This window comes from Herbidospora sp. NBRC 101105, assembly GCF_030269205.1.
Classification (GTDB): domain Bacteria; phylum Actinomycetota; class Actinomycetes; order Streptosporangiales; family Streptosporangiaceae; genus Herbidospora; species Herbidospora solisilvae.
Genome location: NZ_BSSX01000005.1, coordinates 361,506 through 383,461 on the forward strand (window position 1 = coordinate 361,506; position 21,956 = coordinate 383,461).

The 21,956-nt window shown below is 69.5% G+C and carries 17 protein-coding genes; 13 read left to right on the plus strand and 4 right to left on the minus strand.

Annotated elements, in window-relative coordinates; genetic code table 11:
- Positions 1–147: 147 nt before the first annotated feature.
- Entirely contained in the window at positions 148–5,784 is a 5,637-nt protein-coding gene (locus QSK34_RS22200) for a ThuA domain-containing protein (protein ID WP_285586152.1), read from the plus strand.
- A 42-nt stretch (positions 5,785–5,826) separates the two neighbouring features.
- Here QSK34_RS22200 and QSK34_RS22205 read toward each other — a convergent pair whose 3' ends face one another.
- Positions 5,827–7,011, minus strand: coding sequence for an ROK family transcriptional regulator (locus QSK34_RS22205; protein WP_285586153.1), 1,185 nt, complete (start codon positions 7,009–7,011; stop codon positions 5,827–5,829).
- 131 nt (positions 7,012–7,142) lie between these two features.
- Here QSK34_RS22205 and QSK34_RS22210 point away from each other — a divergent pair, with 131 nt between their 5' ends.
- The 10 genes from QSK34_RS22210 to QSK34_RS22255 all read left to right on the plus strand — a co-directional run bounded on the left by QSK34_RS22210 (position 7,143) and on the right by QSK34_RS22255 (position 17,508).
- Positions 7,143–9,953 carry a PQQ-dependent sugar dehydrogenase gene (locus QSK34_RS22210; RefSeq protein ID WP_285586154.1) on the plus strand — a complete coding sequence of 937 codons (2,811 nt, stop codon included), beginning with the start codon at positions 7,143–7,145 and terminating at the stop codon, positions 9,951–9,953.
- On the plus strand, positions 9,953–12,055 hold the full coding sequence (locus tag QSK34_RS22215) for a ThuA domain-containing protein (protein ID WP_285586155.1): 2,103 nt from the start codon (positions 9,953–9,955) through the stop codon (positions 12,053–12,055). Before QSK34_RS22210 ends, QSK34_RS22215 begins: the two co-directional genes overlap by 1 nt.
- A gap of 132 nt (positions 12,056–12,187) precedes the next feature.
- Positions 12,188–13,444, plus strand: a complete 1,257-nt coding sequence (locus QSK34_RS22220) for an ATP-binding protein (RefSeq protein WP_285586157.1) — start codon at positions 12,188–12,190, stop codon at positions 13,442–13,444.
- 103 nt (positions 13,445–13,547) lie between these two features.
- Positions 13,548–14,300, plus strand: a complete 753-nt coding sequence (locus tag QSK34_RS22225; protein WP_285586158.1) for an SDR family oxidoreductase — start codon at positions 13,548–13,550, stop codon at positions 14,298–14,300.
- A gap of 4 nt (positions 14,301–14,304) precedes the next feature.
- Complete coding sequence (locus QSK34_RS22230; RefSeq protein ID WP_285586159.1) at positions 14,305–14,688, plus strand: cupin domain-containing protein; 384 nt, start codon at positions 14,305–14,307, stop codon at positions 14,686–14,688.
- Positions 14,685–14,873, plus strand: a complete 189-nt coding sequence (locus tag QSK34_RS22235; protein WP_285586160.1) for a hypothetical protein — start codon at positions 14,685–14,687, stop codon at positions 14,871–14,873. The genes QSK34_RS22230 and QSK34_RS22235 overlap by 4 nt, the downstream gene beginning before the upstream one ends.
- A complete protein-coding gene (locus QSK34_RS22240; RefSeq protein ID WP_285586161.1) occupies positions 14,870–15,568 on the plus strand; it encodes an alpha/beta fold hydrolase in 699 nt (232 codons plus the stop codon). The genes QSK34_RS22235 and QSK34_RS22240 overlap by 4 nt, the downstream gene beginning before the upstream one ends.
- 1 nt (position 15,569) lies before the next feature.
- Entirely contained in the window at positions 15,570–16,448 is an 879-nt protein-coding gene (locus tag QSK34_RS22245; RefSeq protein WP_161479630.1) for an RNA polymerase sigma-70 factor, read from the plus strand.
- Positions 16,445–17,077 (plus strand): sigma factor, encoded by a 633-nt coding sequence (locus QSK34_RS22250; protein WP_285586163.1) that lies wholly within the window; start codon positions 16,445–16,447, stop codon positions 17,075–17,077. The genes QSK34_RS22245 and QSK34_RS22250 overlap by 4 nt, the downstream gene beginning before the upstream one ends.
- Positions 17,074–17,508, plus strand: a complete 435-nt coding sequence (locus QSK34_RS22255; RefSeq protein WP_285586164.1) for an Ohr family peroxiredoxin — start codon at positions 17,074–17,076, stop codon at positions 17,506–17,508. The genes QSK34_RS22250 and QSK34_RS22255 overlap by 4 nt, the downstream gene beginning before the upstream one ends.
- Here QSK34_RS22255 and QSK34_RS22260 read toward each other — a convergent pair.
- Positions 17,480–18,661 carry an ROK family protein gene (locus QSK34_RS22260; RefSeq protein WP_161479627.1) on the minus strand — a complete coding sequence of 394 codons (1,182 nt, stop codon included), beginning with the start codon at positions 18,659–18,661 and terminating at the stop codon, positions 17,480–17,482. The two genes, QSK34_RS22255 and QSK34_RS22260, sit on opposite strands and share 29 nt — an antisense overlap.
- A gap of 9 nt (positions 18,662–18,670) precedes the next feature.
- Complete coding sequence (locus tag QSK34_RS22265) at positions 18,671–19,132, minus strand: lamin tail domain-containing protein (RefSeq protein ID WP_161479626.1); 462 nt, start codon at positions 19,130–19,132, stop codon at positions 18,671–18,673.
- A gap of 78 nt (positions 19,133–19,210) precedes the next feature.
- On the opposite strand from QSK34_RS22265, the gene QSK34_RS22270 reads away from it, so the two are divergent.
- Positions 19,211–19,666: a PPOX class F420-dependent oxidoreductase gene (locus QSK34_RS22270; protein ID WP_285586165.1), complete on the plus strand. Its 456-nt coding sequence runs from the start codon at positions 19,211–19,213 to the stop codon at positions 19,664–19,666.
- Between the two features lie 2 nt (positions 19,667–19,668).
- Positions 19,669–20,295 (plus strand): DUF6461 domain-containing protein, encoded by a 627-nt coding sequence (locus QSK34_RS22275; protein ID WP_285586166.1) that lies wholly within the window; start codon positions 19,669–19,671, stop codon positions 20,293–20,295.
- Positions 20,296–20,327: 32 nt separating this feature from the next.
- Here the strand turns inward: QSK34_RS22275 and QSK34_RS22280 are convergent, their stop codons facing one another.
- A complete protein-coding gene (locus QSK34_RS22280; RefSeq protein WP_285586167.1) occupies positions 20,328–21,794 on the minus strand; it encodes an MDR family MFS transporter in 1,467 nt (488 codons plus the stop codon).
- Between the last annotated feature and the right edge of the window lie 162 nt (positions 21,795–21,956).

The following is a 21,956-nucleotide window of genomic DNA, read 5'->3' on the forward strand; positions in this document are numbered from 1 at the left end:
ACAAACCTCATTAATCACCCGGGGAGTGGCATCTCCGGCTAACTGAATACGTGGCAGCGTGATCGGCGCGCGCGCTTTGCCTGACTGTCTCCCTCCTGTCAGGAAAGGTCTCTCATGCCTTTTCGAAGGCTGGCCAAGGTTCTCCTCTTGGCCGCTGCCCTCGTGCTGCCTTTGACGCCGCCGGTGGCCGCGCACGCCCAGGCGCAGGCCGCCGCAGCGGCGGCTGATCCCGAGTTCAAGATCCTCGTCTTCTCCAAGACGACCGGTTTCCGGCACGACTCGATCCCCGACGGCATCGCCGCGATCCAGAAGCTCGGCACGGAGAACAACTTCGCCGTCGACGCCACCGAGAACAGCGCGGCCTTCACCGACGCCAACCTCGCGCAGTACGCGGCGGTCGTCTTCCTGTCGACCACCGGCGACCCGCTGAGCAACGCGTCCGAGCGGGAGGCCCTGGAGAAGTACATCCAGGGCGGCGGCGGTTTCGCGGGCATCCACTCGGCCTCCGACACCCACTACAACTGGGAGTGGTACGGCAAGCTGGTCGGCGGCTACTTCAAGTCCCACCCGGCCACCCAGCAGGCCACCCTCAGGACCGAGGACCCGGCCCACCCGTCCACGGCGCACCTGCCGACGACCTGGACCCGGGTCGACGAGTGGTACGACTACCAGACCAACCCGCGCAGCACCGTGCACGTGCTGCAGTCGCTCGACGAGAAGTCCTACACCGGCGGCACGATGGGGATCGACCACCCGATCTCCTGGTGCCAGGACTACGACGGCGGCCGCTCCTGGTACACCGGCCTCGGCCACACCAAGGAGAGCTTCACTGAGGCCAACTTCACCAAGATGCTGCTCGGCGGCATCCGCACGGCGGCGGGCGTCGAGAAGGCCGACTGCGCGGCCTCGCAGAGCTCCAGCTTCGAGAAGGTCACCCTCGACGACAACACCTCGAACCCGATGATGCTGGACGTCGCCAAGGACGGCCGCGTCTTCTACATCGACCGCCTCGGTGACTTCCGCATCATCAAGCCCAGCGGCGCCACCGTCACGGCCGCCCGGTTCAACGTCTACACCGCCAACGAGGCCGGCCTCATGGGCCTGGTGCTGGACACGAACTTCGCCACCAACGGCTGGGTGTACGTCTACTACTCCCCCGCCGGCGTCAACGTCGACCGCCTGAGCCGTTTCACGGTCACCGGCGACACCCTCGACCTGTCGAGCGAGGTCCAGGTCCTCAACATCCCGGTCCAGCGCGCCGAGTGCTGCCACCACGGCGGCGGCCTGGCGATCGACCACAAGACCGGCGACCTCTGGCTGACCACGGGCGACAACACCAACCCGTTCGCCTCCGACGGCTACACGCCGATTGACGAGCAGGCCGGCCGCGCCGCCTGGGACGCCCAGCGCACCGCGGGCAACACCAACGACCTGAGCGGCAAGGTCCTGCGCATCCGCCCGCAGGCCGACGGCACGTACACGATCCCCGAGGGCAACCTGTTCCCCCCGGGTACCGCCCAGACCCGTCCCGAGATCTACGCGATGGGCTTCCGCAACCCGTTCCGCGTGGGCCTGGACGCCAAGACCGGCCTGCTCATGGTGGCCGACTACGGCCCCGACGCGGGCGCCGCCAACCCCAACCGCGGCCCGCAGGGCACCGTGGAGTGGAACCTCGTCAGCAAGCCGGGCAACTACGGCTGGCCGTACTGCGTGGGCGGCAACACGCCGTACATCGACTACAACTTCGGCACCCGGGTCTCCGGCCAGGCGTTCAACTGCGCGAACCTGGTCAACAACTCGCCGAACAACACGGGCCTGACCAACATCCCGCCCGCGATCTCGGCGAACATCCACTACGTCAGCCAGACCAACCCGAACAGCTTCCCCGAGCTGAACGGCGGCGCCCCCATGGCGGGGCCGGTGTACCGCTTCGACCCGGCGATCGAGTCGGACCGCAAGTGGCCGGCCTACTGGGACGGCAAGGCGATCATGGGTGAGTGGAACACGAACAAGATGTTCTCGTTCCTGCTCGACGAGCCCGGCACCAGCCAGGTCAAGATCAACCAGATCCTCGGCTCGATGGCGTTCAAGCGGCCGATGGACATCAAGTTCGGCCCCGACGGCGCGCTCTACCTGATCGAGTGGGGCTCCGGCTTCGGCGGCGACAACGCCGACTCCGGCATCTACCGCATCGACTACGTGAAGGGCACCCGCCCGCCGATCGCCCGGATCACGGCCGACAAGACCGACGGCCCGACCCCGCTGGCCGTGCAGTTCTCCAGCCAGGGCTCCAGCGACCCCGACGGCAAGCCGCTGACCTACGCCTGGGACTTCGACGGGAACGGCTCGACCGACTCGACGGAGCAGCACCCGAGCCACACCTACACCCAGGCCGGCCAGTTCAGCGCCGTGCTCACGGTGACCAACCCCGACGGCCTGACCGGCACCGCCAACCTGCCGATCAACGCCGGCAACACCCGCCCGACCGTCACCCTCGACCTGCCCCCGAACGGCGGCTTCTTCGAGTTCGGCGACCAGGTGAACTACAAGATCACCGTCACCGACCCCGAGGACGGCACGATCGACTGCGACGACGTCAAGATCCAGGCCTACCTGGGTCACGACAGCCACGGTCACCCGCTCGACCAGCACGAGGGTTGTTCGGGCACCATCCAGACCCTGACCGACAGCGGTCACGGGATCGACGACAACCTCTTCTACATCCTTGAGGCGACGTACGCCGACAAGGGCGGCCAGGGCGGTTCGCAGTCGCTGACCGGCCGGGCCGAGGTCATCCTCCAGCCCAAGCGCAAGCAGGCCGAGCACTTCTCGGGCACCGGCCGCGTCGCCGACGGGGTGGGCACCGACGCCCCGGGCGTGCAGATCGAGAACACCGGCGACACCCAGGGCGGCAACCAGAACATCGGGTTCACCCAGGACGGCGACTGGTTCTCCTTCACCCCGATCAACCTGGGCGGCATCTCCCAGATCCGGTTCCGCACGGCCTCGGCCGGCGTGGGCGGCACCGTGCTCGTGAAGACCGGCAACCCGGACAACGGCCCCGTGGTCGGCCAGATCGACATCACCCCGACGGGGGCGTGGCAGACGTACAAGGACGTCACGCTGACCCTGAACAGTGCTCCGGCGACGACCGGGCCGCTGTTCTTCGTGCTGCGCAAGCCGGCCAGCGCGGCCGCGGGCGACTCGCTGCTCAACTTCAACTGGATCGACTTCATCGGCAAGGGCGTCACCGAGAACCAGCGCCCCGTCGTGACGGTCACGGCCAGCCCGCTGTCGGGCACGGCTCCGCTGAAGGTCGACTTCACCGCCACGGCGACCGATCCCGATGGGGACACGCCGCTGACGTACAAGTGGAACTTCGGGCCGACCACCGCGACGGCGAGCAACACCTACGCGGCCCCCGGCACGCACACCGCCTCGGTGACCGTGACCGACGCCCGCGGCGCGGCCACCACCGCGTCGGTGGCCATCAGGGTCGACGCGGTGACCAGCACGTGCTTCTCGGGTCGTTCCGACGACTTCCTGGGCACGTCGCTCGACCGTGACCGCTGGTCGGTCATCCGCGAGGACCAGAACCTGCGGGTACAGGACGGCAAGGTCATCCTGCCGACCTCGCTGACCGACATCTACGGCACCAACAACACGGGCACCCCGAACATCGTGCTCCAGCCCGCGCCGCAGGGCGCGTGGACGGCCACCGCGAAGTTCACCATGGACGCCCGCAACCAGTACCAGCAGGCGGGCCTGCTCATCTACGGCGACGACGACAACTACGCCAAGATGGTGCTCCAGGCGCGCGGCACGAACGACCACGCCAACCGCGTGTTCCAGTTCATCCGCGAGGAGAACGGCGTGCCGAACGAGGTCGCCGCCAGCAACTCGCCCACCCTCGGCGACGCCTACTCCGACACCGTCTACGTGCGGTTCGTCAGCGACGGCGCCAACATCACCGCGCACTACTCGCAGGACGGCGCGACCTTCACCGCGATGACGCAGACCAAGTCGCTGGCCGGGATCGCCAACCCGCGCATCGGCCTGGTCTCGCTGGCCGGTTCGGGCACCCGCCCGATCGTCGACGCCGCCTTCGACTGGTTCCACATCACCCCCGACGACAAGGCCGTCAAGCCGGGCCCGAACGACGAGTTCGACGGCACCGCGCTCGACGTCTGCCGGTGGAACGCGGTCGTCCGTCCGGACGCCGCCACCCACCGCGTCGCCGGCGGCAACCTGGAGATCGACACCGCGCAGGGTGACATCTACGGCACGGCCAACACCGCGCCGAAGAACTTCATCCTCCAGACCGCGCCCTCGGGCGACTGGACCCTGGAGACCAAGCTCGACGGCTCGGCGTTCAACGAGCAGTACCACCAGGGTGGTCTGATCGTGCACGTCGACGACGACAACTACGTGAAGTTCGACTTCCTCACCGACAACACGGCCGGCTCGGCGGTCACCCGCCGCATCGAGCTGCGCAGCGAGGTCGGCGGTTCGGTGCAGAACCCGCAGCCCGGGGCGAACAACCTCACCCAGGGCGTCTGGTACCTGCGCCTGCAGAAGACCGGCACCACCTTCCGCGGTTCCTACTCGGCCGACGGCACCACCTGGACGAACATCGCCGAGGCCGTGACCAACACGGCGGTCGGCGCGGGCCGGATCGGCCTGTTCGCCCTGGGCGCCAACCAGACGGCGGCGAAGCCGGCCAAGTTCGACTACTTCAAGGTGACCCAGCCGAGCAGCGACACCACCGCCCCGGCCACGACCGCGACGCCGAACCCGGCGCTCCCGGCCAGCGGCTGGTTCACCAGCCTGGTCCAGGTGGCGCTGGCCGCCACCGACAACGCCGGCGGCAGCGGTGTGGAGAAGACCGAGTTCCAGCTCGACGGCGGCGCGTGGACGACGTACGTCGAACCGGTCGTGGTGACCGGCGACGGCCCGCACACGCTGAACTACCGGTCGGTCGACAAGGCCGGCAACGTCGAGCCGGCCAGGTCGCTGGCCCTGAAGGTCGACGCGACCACCCCCCTGACCACGGCGGACTTCCTGCCGGGGAACCAGGTGGCGCTGGCCGCGACCGACGCCACCTCGGGCGTGGAGAAGATCGAGTACAGCCTCGACGGCGGCGACTGGACGACCTACACCGCCGCGGTCGCCGTGACCGGCGTGGGCGACCACGAGCTCCGCTACCGGGCGATCGACAAGGCGGGCAACGTCGAGGAGACCAAGGCCGCGACGATCACGATCGAGGACACCGAGCCGACGATCGTGATCACCGGGATCGAGGGCGGCGGGACCTACGGTGACGGCTCCGACGTGACGATCGCCTGGGAGGTGGCGGGCGCCGGCGTCAAGACGGTGACCGGCACGCTCGACGGCCAGCCGTACGTCTCGGGCTCGATCCAGCCGCTCCACAAGCTCGCCCTGGGCGAGCACATCCTCCTGGTGACCGTCACGACCGAGGCCGGCGGGACGTACTCCAAGGAGGTCAGGTTCACGACCACGACCTCGACCGACGACATCTCGCTCCTGATCGAGCGGTTCCAGGCAGCCGGGAAACTCTCGGCGACCGGGGCCGCGAAGCTCCAGGACGACATCGCGAAGGTCATGGTGTCGGAGGACAAGGGCCGCGACCGCGACAAGCCGAAGATCATCAAGAAGCTTGAGCGGTTCGTCGAGGCGGTGAACGATCCCAAGATCGTCGACAACGCCGAGGCGAAGGCGACCTTCCTCCGGGACGCCGAGGCTCTGATCGAGTACTACAGCTAGTCCACGAAGCCGGGGCGCCTCTTCGGAGGCGCCCCGGTTCTCTCATGCGGAGTACACGTGGTCGCTGATGAGCCGGGCGGCGCCCACCACACCCGCGACGTCCTCCAGCTCCGACAACACGATCGGCAGGTTGCCGGTCGCCAGCGGCAGCGACCGGCGGTAGACGACGCTGCGGATCTCGGCCAGCAGGATGTGCCCCAGGCGGGCCACCCCGCCCGCGATGATCACCAGGCCGGGGTTGAAGAAGCTGACGAGCCCGGCGAGCACCTGGCCGACCCGGCGCCCGCCGTCCCTTATCAGCTGGATGGCCACCGGATCGCCCTGGGCGGCGGCGATGGCGACGTCTTCGGCGGTCACCGACCCCGTGGCGGCCAGGCGCGCGGCCAGATGGGGTGAGGTCCCGTTGCGGGCGGCCGACTCGGCCTGGGCGGCCAGCGCGGAGCCGCCGAAGTAGGCCTCCAGGCAGCCGATGTTGCCGCACGGGCACAGCGGCCCGTCTTCGTCGACCATCATGTGGCCGATGTCTCCGGCGCTGCCGGACACCCCTCGGTAGATCCGGCCGTCGACCACGATGCCGCAGCCGACCCCGGTGCCGATCTTGACCAGCAGGAAGTCGTCGACCTGACGGGCGACCCCGGCGTGCAGCTCGCCGAGCGCCATCAGGTTCACGTCGTTGTCGAGCATCGCGGGGCACGCGAGTTCCTGGCTGACCGTCTCGCGCAGCGGGTAGCGGTTCCAGCCGGGCATGATCGGCGGCACCACCGGCACGCCCTCGGCGAAGCTCACCGGTCCCGGCACGCCGATGCCCGCCCCGTTGAGCTGCCGGTAGAGCCCCTGCTCCCGGAGTTTGCCGACGAGGTCGAAGACCCGGTCGAGCACCGGGGCGGGGCCGTTCCTTATGTCGATCGGCTCGCTGACGTGGCCCAGCACGTTGAGCTCCCCGTCGGTGACGGCGACGTCGACCGAGGTGGCGCCGATGTCGATGGCCGCGAAACGGGTGGTGGCCGACAACCTGACGAGGCCGGACCGACGGCCGCCCCGCGACTCGGCGAAGCCGTCGGGTTCGGCCAGGTCGAGCTCGATCAGGCGGTCGAGCTCGGCGTTGAGCTTGGACCGTGACATCCCGTCGGAGGTGAGGTCGTTGAGCTGGGCTCGGGACCTGGGCCCGTCGCGGAGAAGGCGCAGCAGCGCGGCCTGGTGCGGGTTCTCCGGGCGGTTGGTCTTCACGGGAAAAAACTACCTCACAAGCTACTTTCGTCTGAAAAATCAAAAGATTAGTTGGACTGTACGTAACTTCTAGACCATGTCCCCGAAACAATTTACGCTTCGATCGAGTCAAGTCCGCCTTAAGGATGCACATGAAACACCGCCGCAGGTGGCTGATCGCCACCGCATCACTGCTCCTCCTGTCGGGCGTCACCGCCGTCCCCGCACAGGCCCACACCATCAACGCGACCGACTTCCAGCAGGTCACCCTCGCCAAGGGCGAGCCCGAGATGGGTGAGCCGATGTCGCTCGCCGTGTTACCCGACCGCTCGGTCCTGCACACGGCCCGCAACGGCACCCTGCGGCGGACCGACGCCGCGGGCAACACCTCCGTCATCGGCACGCTGCCGGTCTACACCCACGACGAAGAAGGCCTGCAGGGCGTCGCCGTCGACCCCGGCTTCGCCACCAACCGGCACATCTACCTCTACTACGCGCCGCCGCTGAGCACCCCGTCCGGCGACGCCCCCGCCTCCGGAACCGCCGCCACCTGGACGACGTGGACCGGCGTGAACCGCCTGTCCCGGTTCACGCTCAACGCCAACTTCACCCTCAACATGGGCAGCCAGGTCAACGTCCTGGACGTGCCCGCCAACCGCGGCATGTGCTGCCACGTCGGCGGCGACATGGACTTCGACGCGGCCGGCAACCTCTACCTGTCGACGGGTGACGACACCAACCCGTTCGAGTCGGCCGGCTACTCGCCGATCGACGAGCGGACCGAGCGCAACCCCGCCTACGACGCCCAGCGCAGCGCCGGCAACACCAACGACCTGCGCGGCAAGATCCTTCGCATCAAGGTGAACGCCGACGGGACCTACTCGATCCCGTCGGGCAACCTGTTCGCCCCGGGCACCGCGGGCACCCGTCCCGAGATCTACGCGATGGGCTTCCGCAACCCGTTCCGGATCAGCGTCGACAAGGCCACGGGCATCGTCTACGTCGGCGACTACGGCCCCGACGCGGGCTCCACCAGCTCGACCCGGGGTCCCTCGGGCCAGGTCGAGTTCAACCGGGTCACCAGCCCCGGCAACTACGGCTGGCCCTACTGCACCGGCACGAACACCACGAGCGAGACGTACAACGAGTGGAACTTCGCCACCAACTCGACCGGTGCGAAGTTCAACTGCGCGGGGCAGCCGACCAACAACTCCTTCCGCAACACCGGCCTCCAGACGCTGCCGCAGCCGCGCCCGGCCTGGATCCGCTACGGCGGTGACGCGGGCACGCCCGCCGCGTTCGGCGGCGGCAGCGAGTCGCCCATGGGCGGCCCGGTCTACCGCTACAGCGCCTCCAACACCTCGGCCACGAAGTTCCCGCAGTCGTTCGACGGCCAGTTCTTCGCCACCGAGTTCGGCCGCGGCTGGGTCAAGCCCATCCACGTCAACACCGACGGGTCGGTCGGCACGATCGACACCTTCCCGTGGAACGGCAAGCAGGTCATGGACTCGGCGTTCGGCCCCGACGGCGCCTACTACGTGCTCGACTACGGCACCGGCTACTTCAACGGCGACGCCAACAGCGCCCTCTACCGCTACGACTACGTCGGCGGCGGCAACCGCGCCCCGAACGCCGTGGCGAGCGCCAACCGGACCTCGGGCGCGGCCCCGCTGGCCGTGACGTTCTCCTCGGCCGGCTCCAGCGACCCCGAGGGCGGCGCGCTGACCTACTCGTGGGCGTTCGGCGACGGCACCACCTCGACGGCGGCCAACCCGACCAAGACCTACAGCACCAACGGCACCTACACGGCCACGCTGACCGTCCGCGACCCGCAGGGCGCGACCGGCACCGCGAGCGTCGTGATCAGCGTCGGCAACACCGCCCCGACCGTGACGATCAACCTGCCGGCCTCCGGCCAGCTCGCCTCCTTCGGCGACAGCGTGCCGTGGAGCGTCACCGTCACCGACCCCGAGGACGGCACGGTCACCTGCTCGCGGGTGACCATGACCTACCTGCTCGGCCACGACCAGCACGCCCACCAGATCACCGCGCAGAACGGCTGCTCGGGCACGATCACCATCCCGGTCGACGGCGAGCACGACGACGCGGCCAACATCTTCCCGATCTTCGACGCGTCCTACACCGACAACGGCGGCCTGACCACCCACACCCAGCACCTGCTCCAGCCGCGCAAGCGCCAGGCCGAGCACTACAAGACCTCGTCGGGCGTCGCGCCGATGACCAAGACGACCGCCGACGGCGGCCGGACGGTCGGCGACATCCACAACGGCGACTGGATCCAGTTCGACCCGTACAAGCTCGACAACGTGACCTCGTTCACCGCCCGGGTCTCCTCGGCCGGGATCGGCGGCACTCTCCAGTTCCGCACCGGCTCGGCGACCGGCCCGATCATCGGGCAGGCGGCCGTCGCGCCGACCGGCGGCTGGGAGACCTTCGTCAACGTCACCGGCACGATCTCAGGCGCGCCGTCGACCGCGACCTCGCTCTATGTGACCTTCGCCGGCACCGGCACCGGGGCCCTGTTCGACCTCGACAGCTTCACCTTCACGACCGGCACCCCGCCCGCCGGCGGTCGCGTCACCGGTCTGGGCGGCAAGTGCCTCGACGTCCGGGGCGGCACCGCCACCGACGGCACCCAGGTGCAGATCTACACGTGCAACGGCTCGGCGGCGCAGACGTGGACCCGTACCGGACAGACCTTCCGGGCCCTCGGCAAGTGCCTCGACGTCTCGGGCGCCAGCACCGCCAACGGCGCGAAGATCCAGATCTACACGTGCAACGGCACCAACGCCCAGAACTGGACGGTGAACAGCGACGGCACGATCCGCAACGTCGGATCGGCCAAGTGCCTCGACGTGACGGGTAGCAGCACCGCCGACAGCACCGTCGTGTCCCAGCAGACCTGCACCGCGGCCGCGAACCAGAAGTGGACGGTTTCCTGATGCGGAAGTTACTGACGGCAGCCGGGGCCATCGCCCTGGCCGCCACCACCCTGACGGCGTCACCGGCCCAGGCCGCCGACGCCCCCTACGACGTGCTCGTCTTCTCCAAGACAGCCGGCTTCCGGCACGACTCGATCGCGGTCGGCACCCAGGCCATCCGCGACCTGGGCGCGGCCAACAGCTTCACGGTGACCGCCACCGAGGACGCCGCCGCCTTCACGACGGCCAACCTCGCCCAGTACGAGACGGTCGTGTTCCTCAACACGACCGGCGACGTGCTGAACGCCACCCAGCAGACGGCGTTCGAGAGCTACATCCGCGGCGGCGGCGGCTACGTCGGCGTGCACGCGGCGGCCGACACCGAGTACGCCTGGCCGTTCTACAACACGCTGGCGGGCGCCTACTTCGCCAGCCACCCGGCGATCCAGCAGGTGACCTCGCGGACCGAGAACCGGGCCCACCCGGCGACCGCCCACCTGCCGTCGGCGTGGACCCGCACCGACGAGCTGTACAACTACCAGACCAACCCGCGCTCGACCGCCCGGGTCCTGGCCACGCTCGACGAGTCGACCTACTCAGGCGGCTCGATGGGCGCCGACCACCCGATCACGTGGTGCAAGGGCATCGACAACGGCCGCTCGTTCTACACGGGCTTCGGCCACACCCAGTCGACGTACGCCGAGGCGGGCTTCCGCAGCCAGCTCCTCGGCGGCATCCGGTACGCCGCCAAGCGCGCCGACGCCGACTGCCGCCCCGAGACGGGCTACACGACGCTCTACAACGGCTCGACCACGGGCTGGTCGCAGTCGGGACCGGGCAGCTTCTCCAACTCCGACGCGACCCTGTCGTCCGTCGGCGGCATGGGCCTGTTCTGGTACAACGCCAAGCAGTACACCAGCTACTCGCTCAAGGCCGACTGGCGGCTCACCGGCGACAGCAACTCGGGCATCTTCATCGGCTTCCCGAACCCCGGCGGCGACCCCAACATCGCCGTCAACCAGGGCTACGAGATCCAGATCGACGCCACCGACACGGCCGACCGCACCACCGGCTCGATCTACGGCTTCAAGTCGGCCGACATCGCCGCCCGCGACGCCAACCTGAACCCGCCGGGCGAGTGGAACACCTACGAGCTGCTGGTCGAGGGCCAGCGTGTCCGGGTCTACCTGAACGGCGCGCTGATCAACGACTTCACCAACACCGACGCCGCCCGCAACCTCGACGGCTACATCGGCCTCCAGAACCACGGCTCCGGCGACCAGGCGTCGTTCCGCAACGTCCGGATCAAGGAGCTGGGCGGGCAGCCGACCTGCGACGTGCGCGTGCACGCCGAGTCGTTCACCTCGGTGAACGGCGCCCAGGCCTTCACCAAGGCGGGCGCCAACAACGGCCAGACCCTCGGCTACATCGAGCCGGGCGACTGGGCGGGCTACAACAACATCACCGTCGGCGGCGCGACCGCGATCCGGGCCCGCGTCGTCTCCGGCGGCAACGGCGGCCAGATCCAGGTACGCACCGGCTCCCAGACGGGCCCGATCCTGGGCACCCTGACGGTCCCGAACACCGGAAGCTGGGACACCTACGCCGACGTGCTGGCCCCCCTGAGCGGCGTCCCGGCGGGCACCGCGAACATCTTCCTCACCTTCACCGGCACGGGCACCGGCCTGTTCGACGTCGACGACTTCACCTTCCTCCGGCCCTGTACGCCGACCGTCACCAACCTCGCCCTGAACAAGCCGGCCACGGCATCGAGCGTGGAGGCGGCCGCCTACCCGGCCTCGGCCGCGGTCGACTCCTCGGCCACGACGAGGTGGGCCAGCGCCTTCGCCGACCCGCAGTGGATCCAGGTCGACCTGGGCCAGACGTACACGATCAACCGGGTCCGCCTGCTGTGGGAGGCGGCCTACGGCTCGGCGTACCAGATCCAGACCTCCACCAACGGATCGACCTGGACCACGGCCAGATCGGTGACCGGCGGCAACGGCGGCGAGGACGACAACACGGGCCTGAACAACCAGGCCAGGTACGTCCGGATCTACGGCACGACCCGAGGCACGGCCTGGGGCTACTCGCTCTTCCAGTTCGAGGTCTACGGCAGCTAGACAAGATCCAAAAGGGGGGCGCCGGGCGACCGGCGCCCCCCTTTCCCGTTGCGACCGATTCACCACGACACCAGCGACCAAATCACCATGAGACGAGCGACCATCTCACCACGGGATGCCATCATGGGGTGTATGGTCGCCACGCCATTGGGCCGTCTCATCCGTCGGCACGCCGAGCAGGCCGTCGCCGACGCGCTCGCCGACACGCGGGTCGTCCTGATCAACGGCGCACGTCAATCGGGCAAGAGCACACTGGTCCGGCAACTCGCCAAGGCGGGCGAGTGGCGTGATCTCGACGATCCCCTCACCCTGCAGGCCGCACTCTCAGACCCGTCCGGCTTCGTCGACTTCCCAGAGCGGATGGTCATCGACGAGATCCAGCGTGCTCCCGAGCTTCTGCTGGCCATCAAGTCCCAGGTGGACGCCGATCCCCGGCCTGGCCGGTTCCTGCTGACCGGGTCGTCCCGGCTGCTGGCCCTGCGTTCGCTCCCGGACACCCTGCCCGGCCGCATGGAGACGATCGAGCTCTGGCCGTTCTCCCAAGGCGAGATCGACGACCGTCCCGACCGATTCATCGACGCGGTCTTCGCCGACGGCTCCGCGTTCCGGCACACATCAGAGCTCACCAGGGCCGACTACGCGAACCGCCTGATCCGCGGGGGCTATCCCGAGGCCGTCGCCCGCGACAACCCCAGGCGCAGGCAGCGGTTCTTCGACTCCTACGTCGGCGACCTGATCAACCGTGACGTGATGCGGTTGTCGGAGATCGAGCGCACCGCCGAACTCCGCGCGCTGATCAGAACCCTCGCGGCGAGGTCGGGGCAGTTGCTCGTCATGCAGTCGCTGGGCCGGGATCTCGGACTGCCCGGCACGACCACCGCCCGGTTCCTCGCCCTCCTCGAGGAGGTCTTTCTGGTCAAGCGAGTGCCCGCGTGGTCGAGGAACATCAGCAACCGGGCCGTGCACACTCCCAAGGTCGCCTTCGTCGACTCGGGCGTGGCGGCCAGTCTTCTCGGTGTCGACGCCCGTAGCCTCCTCCGTCCCGGCGGCCCGTTCGGGCCACTGCTCGAAGGCTTCGTCCTGATGGAGCTGGCCCGCCAGGCGACCTGGTCCGAGACGCTCGTCGAGCTCTACCACTACCGGACCAAGGACAAGGTCGAGGTGGACGCCGTCCTGCAGAACCGCCAAGGCCAGGTGATCGGCATCGAGGTCAAGGCGGCCTCGACCGTACGGCCCGACGACTTCGCCGGGCTCCGTCATCTCGCCGGGCGGGTCGGCGGTGACTTCGTGGCGGGGATCGTTCTGCACACCGGCGCCCAGACCTTCTCCTTCGGCGACGGGATGCTCGCCGTGCCGGTCGGCGCCCTCTGGGAGGCGCCTGTCATATAAACCCAGGTCACTGGGTATCTGAAAAGAAGTTCGCGGCTTTTGTCACAACTTCAGGCTCTCCCCTGTCCTAGCTGACGTCCGGCAACGAAAGAAGGGGAAGGCCATGAAGATCGTCGTCATCGGGGGCACCGGGTTGATCGGGTCCAGGATGATCGAGAAGCTGGAGGAGCACGGTCACCAGGGGGTCGCCGCCGCGCCCAGCACGGGGGTGAACACCCTCACCGGTGAGGGGCTGGCGGAGGTGATGGAGGGCGCCGACGTCGTGGTCGACGTGTCGAACTCGCCGTCCTGGAAGCGGGAGGACGTGTGGAACTTCTTCACCACGTCCACCTCGAACCTCCTTGAGGCCGAGAAGGCCGCCGGGGTCGGGCACCACGTCGCCCTCTCGATCGTCGGGAGCGAGCGGCTGCCCGACAACGACTACTTCCGGGCCAAGATCGCCCAGGAGAAGCTCATCGAGGGCGCGGGGGTGCCCTACTCGCTCGTCCACGCCACCCAGTTCTTCGAGTTCGTCAAGGGCATCGCCGACGAGGCGACCCGCGACGACGGCGTGCACGTCGCGCCGGTCCGGTTCCAGCCCATCGCGGCGGCCGAGGTGTCGCTGAACGTCGCCAAGGTCGCCGTCGGCGCGCCGCTGAACGGGCGGCTGGAGATCGCCGGGCCCGACCAGTACCAGATGGACGAGTTCATCGGCGAGGCGCTCAAGGCCCTCGGAGACCCGCGCACGGTCGTGACCGACGTCCACGCCCGCTATTTCGGCAGTGAGCTGGAGCAGCGCACGCTCGTGCCCGAGGACGGGGCGACCCTCGGCCGGATCGGCTATTTCGACTGGCTCAAGGACAACCAGGGGAAGTGATCACATGTCCGAAGCATGGAAGACCGCGCTGACGGTGCTCCAGGAGGTCGACCCTCCGTTCATCCCGCAGGGGGCGCACGCCTCGACCATCGTCATCGAGTATCCGCCCGGCGACCCCGGAACTCCGCCCCACCGCCACTCGGGCCCGGCCTTCGGCTACGTCATCGAGGGGGAGATGCGGTTCGAGCTGCAGGGGCAGCCGGTCAGGATCATCAAGGCCGGCGAGGTCTTCTGGGAGCCGGGCGGCGACCCCATCCACTTCCAGGACGGCAACGCCCGCGACGACATGCGGCTGAAGTTCACCGTCACGATGTTCTGCGCGCCGGGCACGCCGATGCTCACCTTCGTCGAACAGGACGAACTCGACCGCCTGGGATGGTCGCGATGAACGAGGAATTCCTGGAGGCCGAACTGGCCATGGCCGAGAACAGCCACCCGGAGGAGCTCGCCGAAGAGCCGATCACCGAGTGGTTGTACGACCCGGCCGACGCCGAACGCGAGGAGATCGGCCTCCGCGGCCTCATCGGCACCGTGGAGGTGCTCGAAGAGGACGTCATCTGGGACGCCCGATGAATCCCACCGTCGTCCTGGTCCACGGCGCCTTCACCGGGTCGGGCGGCTGGAAGCGCGTCATCCGGCGGATGCACGCCAACAGGCTGCCCGTCGTCGCGGTGGCGAACCCGCTGCGCGACCTGGAGGGCGACGCCGCCTACGTCCGCGACGTGGTCGACGGCATCGGGGGGCCGGTCGTCCTGGTCGGCCACTCCTACGGCGGCATGGTGATCACCGAGGCCGTCCATCCGGCGGTGAGGGCGCTCGTGTACGTCTCGGCCTTCGCCCCGGAGACGTGCGAGAGCGCCCTGACGCTGGCGCAGAAGTTCGAGGGCGGCACCCTGGCCGAGAATCTGGTCTCCTACCCGGTCGCCACCGGCGGCGTCGAGTTCCGCATCGCCGCCGACCGGTTCCACCGGCAGTTCTGCCACGACGTCGACCCCGAGTGGGCGGCGGTGACGGCGGTGCTGCAGCGCCCGGTCACCGAACGGGCGCTGACCGACCTGGCCACCAGGGCGGCCTGGCGGGAGACGCCGTCGTGGTTCGTGTACGGGGAACGCGACGCGACCATCCCGGTCGAGGCGATGCGCTTCATGGCGGAACGGGCCGGTTCCATGGGCACCCGGGAGATCTCCGGCGCCTCCCACGCGATCGCCGTCTCGTGGCCCGACACGGTGACGCGGACCATCCTCGACGCCGTCACCCACGTCCGATGAAGTGAGGCTCGTGGATTCGCTGGAGAACGCCGCATCGGTCTTCACCGAGCTTCGGCCGCGCCTGTTCGGCATCGCCTACCGCATGCTGGGCAGCGCGGCCGAGGCCGAGGACGTCGTCCAGGACGTCTGGTTGCGCTGGCAGGACACCGACCGGTCGGCCGTGCAGAGCCCACCGGCGTTCCTGGCGACGATCGCCACCCGGTTGTCGATCAACGTGGCGCGGTCGGCGCGGGCGCGGCGGGAGTCCTACATCGGGCCGTGGTTGCCCGAACCGGTCGACACCAGCGCCGACCCCACCCTGGGGGCCGAGCGCGGGGAGGCGCTGGAGTTCGCCTTCCTGCTGCTGCTCGAACGGCTCACGCCGACCGAGCGGGCGGCCTATGTGCTGCGGGAGGCGTTCGTCTACCCGTACGAGCAGATCGCGGAGATCATCCAGGTCAGCGCGGCCAACGCGCGCCAGCTCGTGAGCCGGGCCCGCAAGCACCTGGCGGCCGGGCGGCACGAGCCCATCGACAAGACCGAGCACCGCCGCCTGCTGGAGACCTTCCTGGACGCCGCCCAGTCGGGCGACGTCGTGGCCCTGGAGCACCTGTTCGCCGAAGACGTCGTGAGCCTGACCGACGGGAACGGCGTCCGGGGCGCGGCCCGCCTGGTGATGCACGGCGTCCCGCGCGTGACCAAGTTCGTCGCCTCCTTCGCCCCCCGCTTCTGGCCCGGCGCGACGGTCACCTTCGTCGAGGCGAACGGCGCCCCGGCCGTGTTCGTCCCGGCCCGGGAGAAGACCGGCGGGGCCCTGCTCGTCCTCGACGCCTCACGCGACGGCATCCACCAGCTGCTCTGGGTCATGAACCCCGACAAACTCGCCGGCTATTCGAAATGACCGATTCCCTGACGGAGATGCTCGACGAGCGCCGCCACCTGATCGACGTCGCGACCTGGTTGTTCGGCTCCGAGACGGCCGCCGACCAGATCGTCCAGGAGACCTACCGCCGCTGGTACGCCCTCACCGAAGCCGAGCGCGCCGCGATCACCAGCCCACGGGCGTGGCTGACCCGCGTGGCCGGGGGCATCTGCCTGGAGCTCCTGGCCGCCGGCGCCCCGCACCCGCCACCCGTGCCGCGGACCGCGCCACGGCCCCGGCGCGGCCTCGTGCCCTCGGTCCGGCACGATCACGTCGCCCACCGCTTCGCCGCCGCCTGCTCCACCGGCGACGCGCCCGCGCTGCGGGCGGTGTTGTCCCCGGACGTCCTGGTCGTCAGCGACGGCGGCGGCAAGGTTCGCGCCCCGCTCGATCCGACCCACGGCGCCGAGGCCGTCACCCGGTACCTGTCCCGGCTGCTGGCCGGGGTCGAGGCCGCCGTCGAACCGGTGAACGGGCGGACCGGCCTGGTGCTGCGGCAGAACGGGCGGGCGGTCGCAGTGGTGAGCGTCAGCGTGGCCGCGACCGACGTGACGGCGGTGTGGATCGTGCTCAACCCCGACAAGCTGGAGGGCTGGCACCGGCCATGACTCTGTACGTCACGAGCGTCACCGTGACCGGCGGCAGTTCGGCCCACGGCCGGGCCACCGGCCGGGCGGTCTCGGCCGACGGCGCGCTCGACCTGGAGCTGCGGCTGCCCCGGGAACTCGGCGGCGACTCCGGCGGGCCGAACCCGGAGCAGCTCTTCGCCGCCGCGTACGCGGCCTGTTTCCAGGCGGCGCTGAGCCTGGCGGCCCGGCGGCACCACCTCGACCCCTCGTCGATCAGCGTGGCGGTGACGGTGGCCTTCGGCCGCGACCCCGGCGACGACGGCTACCAGGTGCGGGCCGACCTGGCGGTCACCTGGCCGGACGCCGACCCCGACCTGGCGGCCCTTCTCGTGGCGCGGGCGGAGGCGCTCTGCCCGTACACGAAGATGAGCCCGGCGACGATCAGCCTCTCGGTCGATGGGCCCGCCTGACGGCCTGCGCCGGATCGTCCAGCAGCCCCGCGAAGCCCAGTTCCGCCCCGCCCACCAGCGTCGTGTCGTCGCCGAGTGCGGCGATGCGCAACTCCACCCGCTCCCGCGACACCGGCAGGACGTTGGCCTCGATGCGGGTGCGGACCTGCTCGGCCGAGCCCCGGTAGACGTCGCGCAGCATGCCGCCGAAGACGATCACGCCCGGGTTGAACAGGTTGATCAGGTTGGCCACCCCGACCCCCAGCCAGTCGCCGACCCGGTTGAGCGCCTCGCGGGCGGTCCGGTCGCCGCGTTCGGCGGCGTGCACGACCGAGGCGACGGCGTCGCGGCCGACGCTGCCGTGGGGCCAGCCGGCCAGGTCGAGCAGGGCGCTCTCGCCGACCTCCGCCTCCAGGCAGCCCCGCGAACCGCACAGGCACGGCCGCCCGTCGAAGGGGTTCACGACCATGTGCCCGGCCTCGGCCGCGTAGCCGTCGTTGCCGCCCAGCCGCTTGCCGTCGACGATCACCCCGCCGCCCACGCCGACGTCGCCGTGCAGGTAGATGAGGTCGCGGAAGCCGATCCCGGCGCCGCGCTGGTTCTCGGCGACCGCGCCGAGGTGCGCCTCGTTGCCCACCCTGACGGGCAGGTCGAGGGGCAGCCGGCGTTCCAGCTCGGGCCCGAAGGCCTGGTCGACCCAGCCCGTCTTGGGGCCGTACCTGACGGTGCCGTCGTGGGGCCGGATCATGCCGCAGAACGAGGCCCCGACCCCCACGCAGACCGCGCCGTCGGGCACGTCGCGCAGGAGCTGGCGGGCGAACTCGGCCAGCGTGCCGACGACGTCGTCGAGGTCGGGGAACCGTCGTTGCCGCACCGCCGCCCGCCGGTCGAGGATGACGCCCCCGAGCCCGACCCGCGCCGCCACCAGCCAGTCGACCGCCACGTCGAAGGCGAGCACGAACACCTTCTCGCTCTCGGGGCTGACCACCAGCGAGGGCCGCCCGGCCTTCTGGACGTCGTCGGGCAGCTCCTCCCTGACCAGGCCCAGGGCGGCGAGCTCGGCGGTCAGCGCCATGGTCGTGCTGCGGTTCAGCCCGAACTCCTCCGTCAGCGCGGCCCGCGAGGTCGGCCCGTTGAGGTGGATGTGCCGCAGCAGCGCCCCCAGGTTCTTCATGACCTGAGTTCAGCAGATGACGTAGTCATCCCGCGACGAGTCATAGGAGCAGGAGTCGACCAGTTTGCCGGACGCGTTGTGCAGGTAGCCGGTGTCGGACGTCTGGTTCCAGATGTAGGTGAAGGTCCCCTGGCCGCTGCGCTGCCAGTAGCGGGTCGTGGCGGTGTCCTTGCCCTTGCCCGACCGCAGCGTGACCGTCTTGCCGGGCTTGAGGGTGAACACGCCGAACGTGTAGACGTGGTCGGCCCGCCTGGTCTCGTCGCGGACCGTCCAGCCCTTCAGGCTGACCGCCTTCTTGGAGAAGTTCCTGAGCTGGATCCACTCGCCGTTGACGCTGCCGTTCGCGCCGTTGTCGGGCGAGCCGGGCGAGTCATAGAAAATCTTGGTGATCTGTACGGCCGGAGCCTTCGCCTGGGCCGGCTGGGCGAAGACCGCGGTGCCTAACAGCGCGACCGCGAGCACACGCTTCATGGAACGCTCCAAGAGGGAGGGGGACTTGCCGGGTTTCGAATGATATGGAGAAGTGGCCCCCGCGCCTAGAGTGACACCATGAAGATCGCGAAGAACGACACCGTCACCCGGGAAGAACTCCTCGACTTCCTGCGCCCCCGCCACCACGCGATCGTCATCACGGCCCGCCGCGACGGCCGCCCCCAGGCCTCCCCGGTCTCCTGCGGCGTCGACACCGAGGGCCGGATCGTGATCTCGACCTACCCCGAACGCGCCAAGACCGCCAACGCCCGCCGCAACGAGCAGGTCAGCGTGATCGTCCTGTCGGACGACTGGGACGGCCCGTGGGTCCAGGTCGACGGCGACGCGGAGGTCCTCGACCTCCCGGAGGCCCTCGAACCCCTCGTGGAGTACTTCCGCTGCATCTCCGGCGAACACCCCGACTGGGACGAATACCGCGAGGCGATGGTCCGCCAGGGCAAGTCCCTGCTCCGCATCACCCCGACCCGCTGGGGCCCGGTCGCGACGGGCGGCTTCCCGGCCCGCCTGGCCTGACCATGATGGAACTCGACCCGGCTTCGCCCGCATATCTCTACCGCCTGCTGGCCCACACGATCTTCGTCGAGGGCGTCGACGAGGACACCGACCTCGGGATGCTGGGCTTCGAGGCCGTGTGGATTCAGGGAACCGACGTCGCCACCCTCGCGGCGGAGCTGGAGCTCGACATGGACACCCGGTTACCGTGCCACCTGAGCGAGATCCTCGATCACCACATCGACGACGGTTCCCGCTGGGTGGCCGAAGCCGGCGGCTGGATCTGCGTCGTGCCCGCGCCCTTTGAGGGCGACGAGTTCATGAAGCACGTGACCGCCGGGGGCAGACAGGCCATCAGCCTGGGCATGGACATCGGCAACCACGAATACGTCAAGTACGCCCGCGACGGCCGCCTGATCACCGCCTTCGAACCGGCGTCCCCCTCGCACGCCTACGGCGACGACCCCCGCGCGCTCGACCACCTGATGGAGGGCCTGCGGTTCGAGGTCAACGTCGAGGGCGACCGCGAGACCTGGGTCGAGATGGACGAGAGCATCAGTTCGGCACTCCAGCTCATCGCCCGGCTGACCGGAACCGACATGGCCGCCGACTGGTTCGAGGCGCGGCATTCGCGAATGCGTGACCGCTGAAGCCCGCCCGGCGAGGGCGGGCCACCGCGACGTCAGTGGTGCACGGGAGCGCCCTTGCCGTGGTTGGCGGCTCGGGCCGGGAGGATGACCGCGGTAATGATCACCGCGATCGAGATCACCGCGCTGATGAGGAACGACAGGCGCATGCCGCCGAGGAGCGCGGCGTCGGCCGTGGCGCCGGCGGTGTGGAGGGTCTCGGCGCGGGCGCTCATGACCGTGATCACGAGGGCGGTGCCGATGGCCGCGGCCACCTGCTGCAGCGTGCTCAGGATCGAGCTCGCGTGGCTGTAGAGCGACGACGGGACGGCGCCCAGGCCCAGGGTGAAGACGGGGGTGAAGGTGCCGGCCAGGCCGATCATCAGCAGGGCGTGGAGGCCGAGGATCTGCCAGTAGGGCATCGTCATGGTGATCTGGGTGAAGCCGGCCAGCGACAGGGCGATCGCGACCGCTCCCGGGATCACGAGCACCCGGCCGCCGAAGCGGTCGAACAGGCGGCCGACGGTCGGGCCGAGCAGGCCCATCGCGAGGCCGCCGGGCATCACCAGGAGGCCCGTCTGCAGGGTGGTGAGGCCGCGGATGTCCTGCAGGTAGAGCGGGAGCAGCACCATCGAGCCCAGCATCGCCATGAACGCGACCGCCATGAGGATCAGCGAGATCGTGTAGGTGCGGTGGGTCAGCGTGCGCAGATCGAGCAGCGGGCCGCCGCGCTTCTGCAGCCGTAGCTGCCGGAACACGAACACGGCGATCAGCACCAGGCCGCCGGCGACCATCGAGCCCGCCACGGTGGCGTCGCCGCCCTCGAAGCGGCTCAGGCCGTAGACCAGGCCGCCGAAGCCGGCGGCGGCGGTGACCACGCTGAACCAGTCGATCGTGCCGACCTTGGTCTCGCCGACGTTCTTGAGCTGCCGCAGGCCGAAGTAGGTGATCAGGGCGGCGATCGGGAACACCACGGCGAACAGCAGCCGCCACGGGCCGAACTGGAGGATCACGCCGGAGACCGTCGGGCCCATGGCGGGGGCGACCGAGATGGCCAGCGAGACGTTGCCCATCACCCGGCCCCGCTCCGATTCGGGCACGACCTGCATCAGCGTCGTCATCAGCAACGGCATCATGACCGCGGTGCCCGACGCCTGGACGATCCGCCCGGCGAGCAGCACCTCGAAGACGGGGGCCGCCGCCGCGAGAGCCGTACCGAACAGGAAGAGTCCCATCGCGGTCGTGTAGGCGACGCGGGTGGTCACCCGCTGCAGGAACCAGCCGGTGATCGGGATGACGGCCGCCATGGTGAGCATGAAGGCCGTCGACAACCACTGGGCGGTCTGCGCGGTGATCTGGAGAGCCTTCATCAACTCCGGAATGGCGTTGATCATGATGGTCTCGTTGAGAATGACCACGAACGTGGCCAGCACCAGCAGCCTGATCACGGGCGGGGTGCGACGTGGGGGTTCGGTCGCGGCTTGGGCGGGTGAGTCGAGCTGGTCAAGTTGTGGGCTGGACACGGTACCTCAATCAGGGGAACGGAAACTGAGTTGCGGCCATGGTCAGGATGGCCCGCGCCACCGACAAAACTCGTCTCGCCCACTCAGAATTCCGGAAGCCGCCTCCGGATGTCACCTGAATTTCCCGCGCCCTTCCTCTTCCGCCCCCACGTCGTCGCAGAT